Origin of the sequence: Plasticicumulans acidivorans, from assembly GCF_003182095.1 — a bacterium.
GTDB lineage: Bacteria > Pseudomonadota > Gammaproteobacteria > Competibacterales > Competibacteraceae > Plasticicumulans > Plasticicumulans acidivorans.
The window spans coordinates 1-12683 of the sequence record NZ_QGTJ01000022.1; the positions used below are offsets into that span (position 1 = coordinate 1).

At 57.3% G+C, this 12683-nt stretch carries 15 protein-coding genes and 2 pseudogenes; 11 read left to right on the forward strand and 6 right to left on the reverse strand.

Annotated elements, in window-relative coordinates; translation table 11 throughout:
* Together C7443_RS20275 and C7443_RS19585 are read left to right on the forward strand one after the other, a co-directional pair.
* On the forward strand, positions 1–212 hold a 212-nt coding region (locus tag C7443_RS20275), incomplete at its 5' end, for a hypothetical protein (protein WP_211346215.1).
* A 516-nt stretch (positions 213–728) separates the two neighbouring features.
* The gene (locus tag C7443_RS19585; RefSeq protein ID WP_110020729.1) at positions 729–1019 is read left to right on the forward strand and encodes a nucleotidyltransferase family protein; all 291 of its coding nucleotides are present in this window, start codon (positions 729–731) and stop codon (positions 1017–1019) included.
* An 82-nt stretch (positions 1020–1101) separates the two neighbouring features.
* Here the strand turns inward: C7443_RS19585 and C7443_RS19590 are convergent, their stop codons facing one another.
* Together C7443_RS19590 and C7443_RS19595 are read right to left on the reverse strand one after the other, a co-directional pair.
* Positions 1102–1365, reverse strand: coding sequence for a ribbon-helix-helix domain-containing protein (locus C7443_RS19590; protein ID WP_110020708.1), 264 nt, complete (start codon positions 1363–1365; stop codon positions 1102–1104).
* 38 nt (positions 1366–1403) lie between these two features.
* Positions 1404–2045, reverse strand: coding sequence for an AAA family ATPase (locus tag C7443_RS19595; protein WP_110020710.1), 642 nt, complete (start codon positions 2043–2045; stop codon positions 1404–1406).
* 433 nt (positions 2046–2478) lie between these two features.
* Between C7443_RS19595 and C7443_RS19605 the strand changes: the two are divergent.
* A pseudogene (locus C7443_RS19605) lies at positions 2479–2904 on the forward strand (PIN domain-containing protein).
* A gap of 132 nt (positions 2905–3036) precedes the next feature.
* Here the strand turns inward: C7443_RS19605 and C7443_RS19610 are convergent.
* On the reverse strand, positions 3037–3645 hold the full coding sequence (locus tag C7443_RS19610; RefSeq protein WP_110020711.1) for a recombinase family protein: 609 nt from the start codon (positions 3643–3645) through the stop codon (positions 3037–3039).
* A gap of 652 nt (positions 3646–4297) precedes the next feature.
* On the opposite strand from C7443_RS19610, the pseudogene C7443_RS19615 reads away from it, so the two are divergent.
* A pseudogene (locus C7443_RS19615) lies at positions 4298–4420 on the forward strand (IS3-like element ISMxa1 family transposase); the annotation flags it as partial.
* Between the two features lie 300 nt (positions 4421–4720).
* On the forward strand, positions 4721–4975 hold the full coding sequence (locus C7443_RS19625; RefSeq protein WP_110020715.1) for a hypothetical protein: 255 nt from the start codon (positions 4721–4723) through the stop codon (positions 4973–4975).
* A gap of 467 nt (positions 4976–5442) precedes the next feature.
* Here C7443_RS19625 and C7443_RS19630 read toward each other — a convergent pair whose 3' ends face one another.
* Together C7443_RS19630 and C7443_RS19635 are read right to left on the reverse strand one after the other, a co-directional pair.
* Complete coding sequence (locus C7443_RS19630) at positions 5443–6312, reverse strand: ImmA/IrrE family metallo-endopeptidase (protein ID WP_110020716.1); 870 nt, start codon at positions 6310–6312, stop codon at positions 5443–5445.
* Between the two features lie 2 nt (positions 6313–6314).
* Positions 6315–6701, reverse strand: a complete 387-nt coding sequence (locus C7443_RS19635; RefSeq protein WP_110020718.1) for a helix-turn-helix domain-containing protein — start codon at positions 6699–6701, stop codon at positions 6315–6317.
* 286 nt (positions 6702–6987) lie between these two features.
* Between C7443_RS19635 and C7443_RS19640 the strand changes: the two genes are divergently transcribed.
* From C7443_RS19640 to C7443_RS20005, 6 genes are all read left to right on the forward strand, one after another.
* On the forward strand, positions 6988–7212 hold the full coding sequence (locus tag C7443_RS19640) for a DUF2188 domain-containing protein (RefSeq protein WP_110020720.1): 225 nt from the start codon (positions 6988–6990) through the stop codon (positions 7210–7212).
* Positions 7213–7218: 6 nt separating this feature from the next.
* Positions 7219–8220, forward strand: coding sequence for a CBASS cGAMP-activated phospholipase (locus C7443_RS19645; protein WP_110020721.1), 1002 nt, complete (start codon positions 7219–7221; stop codon positions 8218–8220).
* Positions 8214–9356, forward strand: a complete 1143-nt coding sequence (locus tag C7443_RS19650; protein WP_110020723.1) for a CBASS cGAMP synthase — start codon at positions 8214–8216, stop codon at positions 9354–9356. The genes C7443_RS19645 and C7443_RS19650 overlap by 7 nt, the downstream gene beginning before the upstream one ends.
* A complete protein-coding gene (locus tag C7443_RS19655) occupies positions 9353–10987 on the forward strand; it encodes a ThiF family adenylyltransferase (RefSeq protein WP_110020725.1) in 1635 nt (544 codons plus the stop codon). Before C7443_RS19650 ends, C7443_RS19655 begins: the two co-directional genes overlap by 4 nt.
* Before the next feature lie 29 nt (positions 10988–11016).
* Positions 11017–11451, forward strand: coding sequence for a Mov34/MPN/PAD-1 family protein (locus C7443_RS19660; protein WP_211346217.1), 435 nt, complete (start codon positions 11017–11019; stop codon positions 11449–11451).
* Positions 11452–11551: 100 nt separating this feature from the next.
* Positions 11552–11878: a hypothetical protein gene (locus C7443_RS20005; protein ID WP_146213355.1), complete on the forward strand. Its 327-nt coding sequence runs from the start codon at positions 11552–11554 to the stop codon at positions 11876–11878.
* A gap of 593 nt (positions 11879–12471) precedes the next feature.
* Here C7443_RS20005 and C7443_RS20280 read toward each other — a convergent pair.
* Positions 12472–12683 (reverse strand): hypothetical protein (locus C7443_RS20280; protein ID WP_211346216.1); only part of this gene is annotated, 212 nt, incomplete at its 5' end.

Below are 12683 nucleotides of genomic sequence, written 5' to 3' on the forward strand. Positions count from 1 at the left end.
GCTATCTGCGCGTGGCTGAGGCTACGGGGGCCACCGTGGTGGCCATTGTCGCCCTCGAAGCCGAGCAGCGATCCGATGAGCAACGTGCGTCTGAGCGCCGTGAGGCAGCGGTGCGACGTACCGCCGTGCTGTCTGCAGCCGCCAACGGTGAGGGCAGCGCCCACGTCAAAGGCGATGCGTCTGCAGGCTGTCGAAAGCAGGGAACGGGTTGAATGTGCTCGCAACACGCTGACAAAAATGAAGTTTTTATGATCTGCAAAATAACTTCGGCATAATGCGAAAAAAAAGGGGGGGGGCACGTGCCCCCCCTTTTTTTACCGCATTATGATCTTGTTTTGATTATTGAGGGATTTAAACCGCATAGCGGAAAAAACATCAAGAACAGGGTCAATGTGGTGCTTTTTTGTCCACTCTGGCACGGTTAATAAACATGCGACGGAGGCGAGTTTAGTTATTTTTTGTAATCGCTATACGGATGTCTATCAATACAAATAAACATGTTTTTAATATTAAAAACAGATTTGAAATAGGTGCACTCAGTGCGGCGCGTGCCTTGGCATCCTGGGACTTGCGCTCATGTACGAAAAGGCCTGCCACGCTGCAGCGGCCTCAAGGTTGTCGGAGGCGTACTCTCTATAGTCTGCATGGAGCAAAACAGGATTTTGTTATTGCTCTCCCAGCAAGGCTATTGTCCTGAGGCGCTATCGGACTCTGTGGTGAGAGAACACTTGAAGCCTTCGGAAGCTTTGGCCTTGAACCGTGTCGGGATCCGGCAGGTGGTTGCGTCCCATCGCGCTTGCAACGCCCGGGTGTTCGGGTCTGTGCTGCGTGGTCAGGACACGGAGAGCAGCGACTTGGACATCCTCATCGATCCGACGCCGGAAACGACGCTGATGGACGTGGCTGCAATCCAGGTGGAACTGCAACGTCTTCTTGGTGTGTCGGTCGATGTGCTGACGCCCAACGCGCTGCCCGATAAGTTCCGCAGCGTAGTGCTAGCTGAGGCTCGTCCCGTATAACCCTCGCGGGTACGCATGAAGTCGCCGCCCCGCAGCGGCCGCTGCACAGGCACTCGCCAACAGGTGGGCGCTTGTGCGTCGCCTAATCCCCCCCGTCAATGCGGACCCCTGTTTCCAGTGTCTGGAAGATGGCCAGGTTGATGACGGCGGCTCGACTCTGGCCGAGTTGAGCCGCCAGCTCATCGACGCGGGCCAACATCGACTCGGTGATCGTGAGCGTGATTTGGACCTTGCGACCTTTACGGACCCGACGCGGTGCATCCGCTGTCGATGCGGTGGAATCCGGGGCACCGCTAATAAAGGTGTCGGCTGGGGTGGGTTTGGTTGGTTTTTTTGTAATTGCCATACGGATGCCTATCAATATAAACAAATATGCTTTTAATATTAAAAAAGGTTTGAAATAAGTGTATTCAGTTCAGCGCTTGCCTTGGCATCCTGTGGCTTGAGCTCAAGTACGGAAAGTCCGGCCCCCGCCGCATTGGCAAATGCCTTACGCCGACGCAAGGCGGTCGGCAGGTATTCGAACTGAGGGACTTCAGCCACCGCCGCAGCGGCCTCTGCGTTATCGGAGGAGTGCTCGCCGGGATCCGCACAATTGAGTACAGCGAAGCAGCGCAGTCCATCACGCACGCTGCGGGCCTCATCAACCAGTGCGGCAATATCCGAGAGCGCCCACACGTCGTAGCTGCGTGGCTGGAACGGCACCAGCAACACGTCTGACAAAACAAGCGCAGCACGCAATGCCGTGGAGTCGCGACCGCCCGCATCGATAATCACGTCGTCGAACTTGGCGGCTTGCTGTTGAACCTGGGCGCGCAGCGTGGGGCCATCTGGATACGTTGCACAGGCAATGCCGGGATGTTGCCCGGATTCTGCTCGAATACTGATGGCCGTCTGCGCGGTGCCTTGGCGATCGCCGTCGATCAACCACACCTCATGCCCAGCCAGCGCACGTGCAATCGCCAAGTTCACAGCAATGGTCGTCTTGCCGACGCCACCCTTCGTGTTACCTACTGTAATAATCATTTTGACTATCTTTTTAATATTAAAATAGATTGTTTTTATTTTAAATAAAATTATTTGTCAACCTATAAAGTATTAATTTTTTAAGCACCGGCAGTCTGGTGTCCGCTCCGGCTCCAATCAAATGAAGAGGGCCGCTTGAGTAGGACGGCTACACCGTCTGCGCCATCTTCCTCCCTGCACGGCGGGACTCGTCGCACGATGCCATCCGTTACCGTCCGATGAGGTGCATCGCGCCATCCGTGTGTGGGCCGCTCAGCATGGTCACAGCATCGAGGCCGAAATGGGCGCCATCCTGGAATCGGCCGTGCGCCCGCAGAACCGAGTGAAGCATCGGCTCGATGCTGGCCGAGATCGGCCGCAAGGTGAAGCTGATAGAGTTCACCCTCCTTGAGGGCGTGCTCGACAGAACCCAGGCCCGTGCTGCGAGTTTTGAATGATCCTGCTTGATGCCAACGTGGTTTCGGAGCCGCTACGCCCCACGCCCGATGTCCGCGTCATCGAGTGGATCGATGCGTAACCCTGGAGATGCTTTACCTGTCTGCAATGACGGTGGCCAAACTGCGTGCCGGCGTGGCACTGCTGCCGGCAGGCCGGCGGCGCGACAGATTGCATGAATATCTGGAAACGAGCGTGCTGCCCTCGTTCGCCGGTCGCGTGCTGCCGTTCGACCTGGTTTGTGCGAACGCTTATGCCCAGATTCTGGCTACGGTCAGGTGTGTCGGAAGTGGCATCGAGATGGCCGATGCACTCATCGTCGCGGTTGCACGCGCGGAACGGATTCATCGTTGCAACACGCGACACAAACCCCTTCCAGGCCGCCGGCCTGTCCGTTATCAATCCTTGGAAGGAAGGGGGTTGAACGCCCACTCGGCAACGACTGTCATAGGCATTTTCCGGCGATGCCTGGCGTCGCATATTTTGAACTTATAAAAAGTGTATATATAAATGCATTTAATATTAAAATATATATTTTTAATATTAAATTGATGTTTTAATATTTTCCATGACTACGCAGTGCGCGATACAGTGTGGCTCGATGAACACCCAGAAGTTCGGCGGTTTCTCTCGCCGTGCGCCCTTGCGCTAACAGTTCACGGGCGTGAGCCAGTTGATCGGGAGAGAGGCTGGGGGGACGGCCAAAGCGCACACCGCGCTGCTTGGCCGCTACACGCCCACGCTGAGTACGGTCAAGGATCAGCGTGCGCTCAAATTCCGCAATGCCGGCGAACACCGTTAGTACCATGCGACCGGCCGGTGTCGTGGTATCGGCCCACGGCTCGGCCAGACTGCGCAGGCCTGCGCCGGCAGCCTGAATACGCTCGGCGATGTCCAGAAGATCCCGTGTACTGCGAGCCAGGCGATCGAGTCTGGTAACGGTGACCACATCACCCGTGCGCAAATGATCAAGCAGCCGGGCTAGCTCCGGACGATCTCTCCGCGTGCCCGTAATCTTTTCGGCATAAATCCGGGTGCAGCCGGAAGCGTGAAGATCCGCGCGCTGCGCGCTCAAATCCTGCTCATCGGTGCTGACCCGCGCGTAGCCCAGCAGCAGACGACCGCTTTCCAGATCCAGCGTGCCCTGATCGTGTTTATCTCGCATGGCATCGTATTGTGTTGCAAATATCGTCGCAGGCGATAGTAATTTTGCGACTGATTTTTGCAACGTAATAAAGGCAGGAGCGTCAGCACTGTAGGCGGGTGTTGCAAATATCCTGACCTTTGCTCCCGGTCCATCTCTCGGTAGCGCTCGTGCAAAGGTGTCGATCTTAAGTTGCCCGCTTTCATGGACACCCAAGCTCTTTGATCTACTGGATGATATCACGATGAAAACCCGTCCCCCGTCCCCTGTCCCCCGTCCCCCGTCCCCCGTCCCCTGCTGCGTTCCGGTAGCAGATGATCGGGGTGGGTGGTGCGCGGCGATGAGACGCCGGAGCAGTGCAGCGAGGAGTTCGGGCCCACGGCACAGACGATTCGCAACTGGCTGGCGCAGGCTGGCGTGACGCCGGCACCCGCGACGATGGTACAAACCAGTGCCGAGCGTGAGGAGCTACACCGGTTGCGGCTAGATTGCTGTGCAAGCGCAACATCCTCGCAAAAGCCGCGGCCTAGTTTCCCCGAGAGACCTGCAGGTATGGTATCGGGCGAGTTTGATGCGCATGGCTGGAGTCGTGACGTGCCAACCACCATGCACGCGGTAGCGGACGTGCCAGCCCTCGAACAGGTTCAGCGCGACTTTAGCGCCCCGACACCGGGTCACCTATGTGCCGATGTCGGCGGGCTTTCTGTATCTGGCCGTGGTGCTCGATGTGTTCAGTCGTCGCATCGTCGGCTGGGTACGTACCGAACAGGTCCTCGTAGCTCTAGACATGGCGCTCGGTTAGCACCGATCCGCCATCGTTACCTGCAGGCCGCCGGCTGGCAGGATCAAGAGGTTCTGCAGGACAAGGCCACTATCGCTGCGGGCCGAAGCGGATAGCTCGATCTTGCTCGGGCGGGGCGTCGCGCTGAACGAGGCAAGCCATGCCCTGCTGCTGTTCGCCACGGCCTGCGCAGTCGCATTCCCGTGGCTGGTGTATCGTGCCAAGTGCATGTCACAGGCCACCGATGAGTCTCTAGAAATACTCCGGCTCTGGCTCTGCTAGACCGAGTGCGGCAGCTACGCCGTGCGCGGACAAATGTCGCTGCTTGACAGCGAACTGTTTTCCCGACGCGTCACCCTGCGTGTCGTCGAAGGTTTGCGGGCGGCTTTGCAGCAGCCGATGAGCCGGATCGCATTTGGTACCAGTTTCGCTGTATTCGAGCAGGTCGTCGGGCAGGGTGTCAGCGTCAATCTGTGCGAATCCGTGGCGAAGCTGGCGCAGGAGGTCGGTAGAGGCTGGGTGTCATGGGAGCAGGCGCGACCGGCAGCGCAGGCTAACTTTCCGTATTGAGCGACACTGGCCGTGTAACGGGCAATGTTCGCTTAACATGCGACTGGGATTCACCGGCGAGGATGTCCATATCTTCGAAGAGGCCGCGTGCTGACCGGTTGAGTTGTGAACCTCGACAGCACGATCCTCTTGATTCCGATTGGACGGTAACGCTGTTGCTGGCCCTCGATGAACAGTCCTGCCGTGTATGCGCTTTGAGCAAACCGACTTCAAGTGCGTGCAGACGGCCTTCCGCGCGCAGCGCCCGATTGCGCTGAATGGTAATCTGTACAGCAGCGGCAATCGCTACGAGCTGCGCGACATGCATGAACTCATGCGTGCTCGACGCCGCCGGGCAGGACGCCGATACCACGGCTGGCCTACCTGTGGCCAGTCGCGAGCGACACACCGGCCAGATGTCGGTCGAGCCAATACAGAATATCGGACGTGATAGTTAGACGCACTTAATTGGGTGTCGTGAGAGATTTCTAGCGACGCCTGCTTCGCCCAGGCCATGGCAGCTCTCCCGTCAATTCAGTCAAGCCTCCGGCGTCTTCGATACGTGCACCGAAGCGGTTCACCTCCACCTCCGGTAAATCGTCACTGTCGAACCATAGCAAGGAGATGGTGGTATCGGTGCGCAGGTAATGTCTTGAAAGTTCCCAGAGGTCAAGACCCTTCTTCCAGTTGTCGAACCAGACATCCTGTGAAACCTCCCCCCTCTCAGTGGCGCTCTTCCCTGAAGAGCGGATTCGGTGAGCCACGGAGCCTAGTGGAATTATAGACCTAGGAGATATCCAGGCTCCTGCTTGCCGCAAGGCCGTGGAGCGTGCGGCATACCGCACCGCACCACGCTCCATGGTGACAAATGCGCACGGCATGTCGCTAAGACTCGCAAACCTTGACGCCGCGGCAGGAAACGATGTGCCGAACAAGTCGGCCATGTGTTGCATAAGTTTTAGGGAGGGCTCTTCCTTGGGAACAACAGAGAGCCATTGCTGATAGGGCATCAGCAGTTCAGCGGCAAACATGTCACAGGCGATCTCGTTCGGATGTCGTTTTGCATAGGACCATGACGGAACTTCCTCGTGACTTGATTCCAAACCGAGCGCGATATGAGCAATTTCGTGGCAGACAGTGAAACGCTGGCGTTCTTCAGTTTCCAGCGAATTCACGATGATGATGTGCTTCCCGTTTGGTTTGGTAATGGTATAGCCAGACTCTCCCTCGCCAAGCTCATCCTTTTTGACCTTGGCGTTAGCTGCGGTCACATACGGGGACAGGTCTTCTCGGATGTTCGAAACATCGACTCTCGCGACAAACGCGCGCGCGCGCTGCCTGACATCCGCCTCGTCCATGTTCAGTCGTCCTCGTCTTCGAAGGCCTTTTTTATGCGGGTGATGATCGTTGCGGGAGCGGGCCTTGCATTTCCCCGATGCCTGATTCCAGCTGCGGCCGAAAAAACATCAATGCTGATCGATGGATCCTGTAGCACGAATTCAACAAGGCTTGGATCAGCGTCTGCGTGGCCAACCAGCCACATCACGAGTGCGGCATCTCTTGCTCCCGGCTTGAGCACCTTCAACAGTTTCTCAACCAAGTCTTGAGATGGGTTTGTCTTCTCGCCTGTTTCGAGGCGGTAGATATAAGCATGATCAACTGACGATAGCTGGCCGATCTCACGCAGGGAAAGGGTTCTGCGTTCGCGTAGCGTCTTGAGAGCGACGCCTAGGCCTGTTTGCGGCATGAGTTCTGATCCTTGCGGTTGCGGGAAGAAGGGCCAAGCCCTCGGCTGCCCCTCCACATCCGGTCTATGTTCAAAGACGCACGCTGTGCCCGCTTGCACCGGTGCATTTGCTCTGATACATTGTTGTCCATACAGACAACGAATGTAGGTTTTACGCTTGCTTAAATTGGGGTTGGCTTAACCTTGATGTTGTCTGTATGGGCAACGAATTGTGCTACAGCGGGCGGCTGTTGACAACCCAGACGAGTGGCTGGGGCTTTGATAGTTCCACCGTAGGAGATCCATTATGGCAGGCAAGAATCAGCATGTTGTTCCTCATCAGGACGGTTGGGCCGTCAAGGGAGCCGGCAATCAGCGGGCGACCTCCGTGCACGACACTCAGCAACAGGCCATTGACGCAGCGAGGGGTATCGCACGCAACCAGCAGTCCGAACTCGTCATCCATCGCCCCGATGGCCGTATCCGTGACAAGGACAGCCACGGCAACGATTCCTTCCCGCCGAAGGGCTGAAGCGCCATGACGGGTATCCCTACCTACCATGTGCTCGCCCTGTCAGGGGGCGGTTATCGCGGCCTGTACACCGCCACGGTTCTCGCCGAACTCGAAACCGTGCTGGGCCGTCCTATCGCTTCGCACTTTGATCTGATTTGCGGTACATCGGCAGGGGGGATGCTGGCTTTGGGGCTGGCTGCGGAAATTCCGGCCCACGAACTCAAGGCACTGTTTGAAGAACAGGGCAGCCGCATTTTTGGTTGCCGCAGCCTTCCACGGCAGCTTCTTGGATTCTGGTTGACCGCAAAGCATGACTCAGCGGGATTGAAAGAGGTGCTGACCGAGCGCTTCCAAGGGACCACGATAGGCGACCTGAAGCATTGTGTTCTTGTGCCGGCAGTCAACTACTCGACGGGACGCGGGCAGTTCTTCAAGACACCGCACCATCCGTCCTTTGAGTTGGATCACCGCATGAAGGTCGTTGATGTGGCGTTGGCGACTGCTGCCGCGCCGGTCTACTTTCCTCTGGCGCGCAACGACCGCGGTGTCTTCGTGGATGGGGGTCTGGTGGGCAACGCCCCGGGCCTGTTCGGATTGCACGAAGTCAAGACGTTCCTGGCGCCGAAGCAGGATGCGCTGGTTCGGGTCCTCGCCATCGGCACGATGACCATCGGTGCGACCGTTCGCGGCGGCGCCAGCCTCGACCGCGGATTCGGCAAGTGGCGCGGGGGACTCTTCGACCTCGTGATCTCCGCCCAGGAGTCGTCGGTGGACTACATGCTGCGGCAGGCGTTGGGCAACAACTACTTCCAGATCGACGACAAGGCGACGCCGGATCAAAGCAAGGACGTGAAGGCGCTGGATCGGGTTTCCATTGGCGCCACGAACACGCTCAAGGATCGCGGCAACCACGCGGCGCAGCGTGCGCTCGGCGACCCTCTTTTCCAACCGTTTCGAGCGCACCAGGCCGGCGCGCCCATCTTCTATCACGGCCCCAACAAGAATGTTTCGGAGGCCGCATGCTGAACCTGAGCCCGCTCTTCTTCACCACCCTCGATGACGAATCCTGCATGCATGACGAGCTGGATCTGATGCCTGGGCAGCGCGCCTTGATCGCCAACGCACGCACTGACGTCAGGGACTGCCTGCGCACAGGCATCCCCCGCGTGCTTAGGGCAAGCGGATACACGGAAGACGTGCCGCAGCCGCGCTTCTTCACGCAAGGGTCGTGGGCATACAAGACGCTGAACTCCCCGGCACAACACCCTCAGCAGGCGGATATCGATGATGGCTGCTATCTGCCAATGAGTTTCGTCTCGCAGACGAAGCGTCCCAGCACTGCGGCGACGGTGTTCTTTGCCGCTGCGGAAGAAGCATTGAAGCCGCTGATCGAGGAAAAGCGGTGGAAGCTTGTCACCGACAAGCCGACATGCATCCGCATCGTCATTGCCGCCTATGCCCACATTGATATTCCTCTATACGCCATTCCCGACGAAGAATTTGTCATGCTCGCAAAGGCTTCGATGGAGCGATATGGCTATGACTCCCTCACGGAAGCGGTGAACATGGCGGAGCGGGATGCTTGGACCGCGCTGCCCGCTGACGAGGTGCTCCTGGCCCATCGTGAGTGCAACTGGATGCGCTCCGATCCCAGACCCGTGAAAGAGTGGTTTCTGGGCGAGGTGGAGGCCAAGGGGGAGCAGTTCCGCCGCGTGATTCGCTACTTGAAGGCATTCCGTGATTGGAAGTGGCCCAGCGGCGGGCCTGCTTCGATCTTGTTGATGGCCGCCGCAGCCACGCTCTTCGAAAAACGCGATCGGCGCGACGACCTAGCCTTGCTGGATGTCGTCGCGGCGCTGCCGGCCCGGTTGCGTGCGGGGGTGAACAACCCCGTGGAAGAGTCCGAGTCGCTCACTGAGCGGCTCGGCAAAGCGGGGGTCGAAGAAGCTGCAAAGGCGTTCGAAGAATTTGAAAAGGTGCTTCGCGGAGCCACCGGCGCCGGCAGCCCTTCACAAGCCTGCATTTGGATGCGGGGCGAATTCGGCCCTCGCTTTCCGAACGAGCCGGATCGGGTCAAGGTGGTATCCGTCGCCGCCACCATTGCCGCAGCTCCCGCAACGGCTGGCCCGAGCGAACTTGTCGGGCGAACGAAGGCAGGATGAACAGCGCCGCAGCGGTCGCAGACGTAATCGAGGCCTTCAAGCAGCGAGGCTTCGAGTTCGTTGGTAAGACGGATGACGGCTGGTTCAGACTGCATGGGCGGTTGATGCCGCCGCAAGCGGACAAAGGCTGGCCGTGCGAAGTCCATCTCGACCCCACGTTCTTCGACTTGCCTCGCATCCGGCTGCTGGAAATCCCTCATGAGCTGCCCGCAGCAGTTCCTCATCTTGGCGCAGATGGCGGACTTTGCTATCTCGCCAAGGGCACGGTCGTTCTGGACATCTACGATCCTGTCGGGCAGTCCCTTGCGTGCCTGCAACGCGCGGCCGTCGTGTTCGGGCAGATCATGAAGGGGGAGATGATCGAAGCTCTCGCGGAAGAGTTCTTCGCCTATTGGCACGGCAGGCTTTGTTTCGTGGACATGCAAGGCGAGGATTTAGGGCGACAGAACTGCATTGTTGCGCAGGCCAATGGAAGCCCATTGTGGTTCATTACCGATAACGAAGATCGAACAACAGAGAAACTGAAGTCGCTCGGCTACCAAGTCACCGATAGGACGGTACTGACTTACCGGGTAAAAACTGGTGCTCAACCCCGTCCTCTGACCGGCCATTGGCCTCCTGAAACAGTGGGGGATATCTTGGCGTGGCAAAGCACCCTTGACCCCCGGTGTCGGCGCAAGATTCACGAGCGTATAAAGGAAGGGGAAAGGGAAAAGGCCAACGGTGTCCTGATAGTTATCGAATCGCCGTTGATGACCTATGGCTTTGTGGTTTTCTATGATCGCCAACGTCCGGTCAAGAAGAGCAAGCTCGCAGATCGCAGGGATTCGAGCTATGAGTTGAAGGTCGTACCAATCTCGGTGGTCAGAATCGACGATCGATACCTTGCCCAGCGGAACATGCCTAAGTTAAAGACGCTAGCAGGCAAGAAAATTGCGGTTGTAGGTTGCGGCACGATCGGTGGATATCTATCAGACATGCTGGTTAAGGCCGGGGCTGGGACATGCGGCGGAAAACTTACGTTGGTGGATTTCGACTGTCTCCTCCCGCAAAACATCGGGCGCCATCGCTTGGGGTTTCCGGATTTGCTGTCGAATAAAGCCGAGGCCATGGCGAAAGAGTTCAAGCGCTTAGCGCCAGGCTCAGAGATTCGCGCGCTGCCCGTGGATGTCAGGCAGGCCAAATTGGGAGAGCTCGACCTGCTCATAGATGCTACCGGGGAAGAATCACTCGGGCATTGGCTGTGCGGCCACTATCCTCCTTCGACTGTGCCGATGCTTTCCGTCTGGATCGAGGGGCCAGGAACAGCTGTCCGTGCGCTCTTGAGGATGAACGCATCGGGTGCGTGCTATCGATGCCTTTGGCACAGCAACAGGAGAGGCGAGTTTCGTTCTACCATTGATTCCCTTCCTGCCATCTTGGCGGGGCATGGATGCGAGGGCTTGTATGTGCCATTTCCCGCTTCGGTTTCGGTGCACGCTGCCAGCCTCGGCGCCGAGCTGACTCTTGATTGGGTCAACGGCATCTATACCCCTGCGTTACGAACTAGGTTGATCGACCGCGCCCAGCAACTTGCCACCCCCGATTGTGATCCGCCGCGGGATCGGGAATGTCCCTTATGCAATTCATGAGTTCTTGGGCGGCTGACGGCAACAGGACGATGCTGCATTTCTCGAAGCTTACGCTAGAGACTTTCTGTCAGCATGTTCAGGTCAGTGATTCTGACTGTGAAGCTGGCGGGCTGCTACTCGGCTCGGTCCATGGAGTTCACATGCTCATTGAGCAGGCAACAATTCCCACCATATTAGACAAACGGTTTCGCTACCTGTTCGAGAGAATGCCATTCGGCCACGAAGCGATTGCACTGGCTCGATGGGGGACGAGCCAGGGAACCATCCGATATTTGGGCGAATGGCACACCCATCCGGAAGACACCCCTCACCCGTCTGGCCTCGACAGATCGGAGTGGAACCGCTTGTCAGTCAAGCGTCTTGACCAGCGGCCTATGCTGGCTGTCATTGTTGGGAAAAAAACTCTGTATATCGAATTGGTGCCGTGTTCAGGTCACGGTTCGGTATTTTTCCCTGTGGAGTAGGAACTGACGAACGACGCTTATTGCTCTGATCAACGGTCGAAAAAAATTCTAAAAACGATCTTGATTCAATATCCGTGCTCAAAGACTTAACGATAGAAAGGTGACGGATGCTGCGGAGGTATTCATCACCCAATGGATCTTGCCGACCAGCAATTTCATCATGAAATCAACAGCAGACGACGAAGTCCTCGGTGAGCTAGCGCAGTTCGAGGGCGAACTCGCTGGCGTAGCGATCACGCCGACGCCCGGCGGGGGCATGTGCGGCAGCATTTCGGCTAGCGTCTCGCCGTTCTCAAAAGGTATCGGCGACTGCGCCATCGCCTATGCGTGCTGCTCAGGCCGATCAGCATCGGACCTTCTTCAACGTTTTCTGACTCGTGTCTCTGCAGCATGGCACACCTCCGCATGGTTGGTGTACGCATCCTGAATAAGCGATCTGGCGACAAGGTCGGGAATTATTTTTTTGCCAGCATCCATTCGATTCATTCAGCGTGGCTGCCCTGTGACTGGCTAGAGCGAGACTTGGTGGTTGAGTAACGCGGCAAAGGGACTGATCTGCTTAATGGGTACTCATTCACAATGCGCGTCTTTCTTGTCCATCGGCCAAAAATTGAAATGGCCAGTACCACTTAATGGGAAAGTACGGGTAAGACAAAGGCAACGGGGGCTTGCCTACAGAGGGCTGTAGATAAAAGGCAGAATGAAAAGGGACACAGATCTTCTGTCTGAAGGTTAGATGTTAATAAGGCCTGGTCACTCGTAATGAGAACGCTTCTTGGAAGTTGCTCTCGGAGCATGCTTTGCAGCCACTCATCCCAGAGTGGACAAAAAAACACCACATTGACCCTGCTCTTGATGTTTTTTCCGCTATACGGTTTGAATCCCTCAATAATCAAAACAAGATCATAATGCGGTAAAAAAGGGGGTGTGCGCGCGCACACCCCCTTTTTTTTCGCATTATGGCTGAATTATTTTGCAGATCGTATAAACTTCGTTTTTATCAGTAAGTTGCGAGCACATTCAACCCGTTCCCTGCTTTCGACAGCCTGCAGACGCATCGCCTTTGACGTGGACGCTGCCCTCACCGTTGGCGGCTGCAGACAGCACGGCGGTACGTCGCACCGCTGCCTCACGGCGCTCAGACGCACGTTGCTCATCGGATCGCTGCTCGGCTTCGAGGGCGACAATGGCCACCACGGTGGCCCCCGTAGCCTCAGCCACGCGCAGATAGC

What these genes read in the sequence shown, in the direction of transcription:
- C7443_RS19590 (WP_110020708.1), bottom strand. Translation starts at nt 1,365, where the DNA reads ATGGCAATTACAAAAAAACCAACCAAACCCACCCCAGCCGACACCTTT.
- C7443_RS19595 (WP_110020710.1), bottom strand. Translation starts at nt 2,045, where the DNA reads ATGATTATTACAGTAGGTAACACGAAGGGTGGCGTCGGCAAGACGACC.
- C7443_RS19610 (WP_110020711.1), bottom strand. Translation starts at nt 3,645, where the DNA reads ATGCGAGATAAACACGATCAGGGCACGCTGGATCTGGAAAGCGGTCGT.
- C7443_RS19625 (WP_110020715.1), top strand. Translation starts at nt 4,721, where the DNA reads ATGTCGCTGCTTGACAGCGAACTGTTTTCCCGACGCGTCACCCTGCGT.
- C7443_RS19630 (WP_110020716.1), bottom strand. Translation starts at nt 6,312, where the DNA reads ATGGACGAGGCGGATGTCAGGCAGCGCGCGCGCGCGTTTGTCGCGAGA.
- C7443_RS19635 (WP_110020718.1), bottom strand. Translation starts at nt 6,701, where the DNA reads ATGCCGCAAACAGGCCTAGGCGTCGCTCTCAAGACGCTACGCGAACGC.
- C7443_RS19640 (WP_110020720.1), top strand. Translation starts at nt 6,988, where the DNA reads ATGGCAGGCAAGAATCAGCATGTTGTTCCTCATCAGGACGGTTGGGCC.
- C7443_RS19645 (WP_110020721.1), top strand. Translation starts at nt 7,219, where the DNA reads ATGACGGGTATCCCTACCTACCATGTGCTCGCCCTGTCAGGGGGCGGT.
- C7443_RS19650 (WP_110020723.1), top strand. Translation starts at nt 8,214, where the DNA reads ATGCTGAACCTGAGCCCGCTCTTCTTCACCACCCTCGATGACGAATCC.
- C7443_RS19655 (WP_110020725.1), top strand. Translation starts at nt 9,353, where the DNA reads ATGAACAGCGCCGCAGCGGTCGCAGACGTAATCGAGGCCTTCAAGCAG.
- C7443_RS19660 (WP_211346217.1), top strand. Translation starts at nt 11,017, where the DNA reads ATGCTGCATTTCTCGAAGCTTACGCTAGAGACTTTCTGTCAGCATGTT.